At 33.3% G+C, this 2,718-nt stretch carries 5 protein-coding genes; 3 read left to right on the top strand and 2 right to left on the bottom strand.

The genetic code is table 11. From position 1 onward, the window contains the following. From FJR38_RS28605 to FJR38_RS16440, 3 genes are all read left to right on the top strand, one after another. On the top strand, positions 1-339 hold a 339-nt coding region (locus FJR38_RS28605), incomplete at its 5' end, for an AAA family ATPase (protein ID WP_168538175.1). Then, positions 336-599, top strand: a complete 264-nt coding sequence (locus FJR38_RS16445) for a hypothetical protein (RefSeq protein ID WP_168538173.1) — start codon at positions 336-338, stop codon at positions 597-599. The genes FJR38_RS28605 and FJR38_RS16445, both read left to right, overlap by 4 nt. Positions 600-645: 46 nt before the next feature. Continuing rightward, a complete protein-coding gene (locus FJR38_RS16440; protein ID WP_168538171.1) occupies positions 646-1,146 on the top strand; it encodes a hypothetical protein in 501 nt (166 codons plus the stop codon). Here the strand turns inward: FJR38_RS16440 and FJR38_RS16435 are convergent. Together FJR38_RS16435 and FJR38_RS16430 are read right to left on the bottom strand one after the other, a co-directional pair. Further along, positions 1,106-1,432, bottom strand: coding sequence for an ABC transporter permease (locus tag FJR38_RS16435; protein ID WP_371418226.1), 327 nt, complete (start codon positions 1,430-1,432; stop codon positions 1,106-1,108). The two genes, FJR38_RS16440 and FJR38_RS16435, sit on opposite strands and share 41 nt — an antisense overlap. A 268-nt stretch (positions 1,433-1,700) precedes the next feature. Beyond that, a complete protein-coding gene (locus FJR38_RS16430; RefSeq protein WP_168538169.1) occupies positions 1,701-2,543 on the bottom strand; it encodes a tetratricopeptide repeat protein in 843 nt (280 codons plus the stop codon). Positions 2,544-2,718: the final 175 nt, after the last annotated feature.

Genomic DNA, 2,718 nt, shown 5'->3' with positions numbered 1-2,718 from the left:
ACAGATTTCTCCACAATCACCTTCAAGTTAGACACCAATGATAAAAATATTGAACTTTATCCTGAAGATTTAAGTCATGGTGAATTAAAAAGATTGAGTATTTATATGTGGCTAAAATATAATAAAATCGAAGATGCTATTGTTCTGATGGATGAAATTGAAATAGGATTTCATCCAGATTGGCAATATCGAATAATTCCAGATTTAGAGCAATGGTCTCCTAGTAATCAATATATTCTGGCAACTCACTCCTATGAATTATGTCAGGCACTTACACCGGCTCATGTCAGGGAACTAGAACCAAAACTTATCAAATCAGATAATAATATTTCACTATGAATACTTATCAAGAAATACTCATACAACATTGTAAAAAAATTCTTGGAGATAGAAGGATTAGGAATAAAATTGTTGTTTTATGTGAAGGTCAAGGCAGCATTTTAGACGATAAGACAGTAGCAAATTATGGAAGAATGGAGCAGTGGCACGATGCCTATTTTTATAGAAAATGCGTTCCAATTACATGGACAACATATATACCAATATTTTTAATTGTAAAGGTAAACCAGATGTTATACAGACTTATTTTAAGCTTTTGAACTACATGAAGAAGATGTTCAACAATCTTACTTAAATCCAAATAAATTGTTTGCTATTGTTGATATAGATTTAGGATCACATAATATTGATAATTATGATTTCTCTAACACGGAGGAAATTTTCTCAAATCTTTATCAGCAAGGTCAAGTCAATGAAGAAAATGCAAAAAATCATCGCATTTGGGTGACGGGATTAATTCACAAAGAATCATATTTTATGATTCCTGAACTGCAAGAAATTTTTAATAATCAAAAAAACTCTCCAATGTATAATGGTCAATCTGTTATTCTTGAAGATATTTATATTACTATGGCAGATGCTATTATTAATAGTAATGATTTAAAAAATAACTTGTTAAAGGTCTCTAATCGCATTAGTCATTGTTTAGGATTAGATTGTACAGATTTAGAAAAGTTACGGGATTCCTGGAAAGAACAGTTTGAAAATTCTCCAGATGAAATACGCAAAAATGAGTTAATTTTTGCTTTATTAATGCTTAAAAAAGTTAAGGATTACAAAACAGAAGAGGATTATTGGGAGTTCTAATCAATTCCCCTATCAAAGCCACAATAGCAGTCATAGAAATTAACATCACACTTAAAGCATTAATATCAGGTTTAACTCCCGTTCTAATGCGGCTAAAAATTTCTATTGGTAAGGTGTTAGTACCACTTCCAGCAGTAAAACTAGCAATTAAAAAATCATCTAAACTCAATACAAAAGCCAGTAAACAGCCAGAAATAATTGCTGGCATTAATTGAGGTAATAAAACTAAAATAAAGGCTTGTATGGGGGTTGCACCTAAATCTAATGCTGCTTCTTCTAAAGACACCAAAATCTAAAAACTGTTTGGGTTTTTAGGGACTTCCAAAAAATAAATTATCCGTATTAACTAACCGCAGAGGCGCAGAGAACGCAGAGGAATGAGGGTTTGAGAAATTTTTTGCGTTAGGTGGTTGAGTGTTGTTTTATTTGGAAGTCCCTTAGGTTTTGATTCCAGGGTTTTCAGCCATTTTCTTAGAAGAAGGAGGAAGAATAAGGAGTCCACTGTCAATTATCATTAATTCATTTAGGTTTCGACTTGATTAAGCAAAACCTCATTACTTACCCAATTCTTCAATATTCTTCATTGCTTGCTGATATAATTCCTTATTTCCTTCCTTGTCAAAAATAGCTGCTGCTCGTTGCAAATCTTTTAACGCGCCTCGTTTATCTCCAATTGCTGCATAAGCATTACCTCGATTATTGAAAGCAGGTCCAAAATTTGGATTGAGGCGAATTGCTTCATTATAATCAGATATGGCTTTTTGCGGTTCTCCACTTGCTGCGTAAGCATTACCACGATTATTATAAGCTACAGCATAGTCCTGATTGATCCGAATCGCTTGAGTATAGTCCTCTAATGCCCCTTTTTTATCACCTTGGTTTGCACGTGCATTACCTCGATTATTGTAAACTTCAGCATATTTTGGGGCCAGACTAATGGCTTGATCGTAATCCGCCAATGCTCTTCTATAATCTCCTGTAGAGGCAAAAGCATTGCCACGATTATTGTAGGTTTCTGCATCATTAGGATTTAGACGCAATGCCTGATTATAATCGGCGATCGCTCCTTCTTTATTGCCAGTATCAAAATAAACCAATCCCCTACTTTTAAATGCTGGTGCAAATTCAGGGTTTAGACTAATTGATTTACTATAAGCAGCAATAGCAGCTTGGGAATTACCTTTAAGATGTTGGGTTTGTCCCTGAACATAAAATTCCCCGGATTTGGATGTTCTTCCTATTTGTGGATTTGGGGTACGCACTCCTATTTCTGTCACTAATACATCTTGATTATTACTGCAAGAAATACAAATAACACTGCTGAAAATGGTAAACATAGCTATAGTGAATGCTTTGTTTATCCCTTGTTGGTTGTGTGTCAATAACTGCCATTTCATAATTTACTATAAATCGCCATTATACTTGGAGTAAATCATTCACTAAATTGCTTGCTTACTTCTGTAATATTTTAGCTTTTTGATTAATATTCAATTCAAATACCAAGATTCCCTGACGTTATCTTGAATTAATGAATAATTTTATCCAATTAATTACTGTAATTTACTAAATATT

It is taken from the genome of Anabaena sp. UHCC 0253 (assembly GCF_009712085.1).
Taxonomy (GTDB): Bacteria; Cyanobacteriota; Cyanobacteriia; order Cyanobacteriales; family Nostocaceae; genus Dolichospermum.
Note: the sequence above shows the minus strand (reverse complement) of the source record. Positions and strands in the feature narration are given on the sequence as shown.

Bases quoted from the DNA above. Each gene is read 5' to 3' on its own strand.
- FJR38_RS16445 (WP_168538173.1), top strand. From the start codon at position 336: ATGAATACTTATCAAGAAATACTCATACAACATTGTAAAAAAATTCTT.
- FJR38_RS16430 (WP_168538169.1), bottom strand. From the start codon at position 2,543: ATGAAATGGCAGTTATTGACACACAACCAACAAGGGATAAACAAAGCA.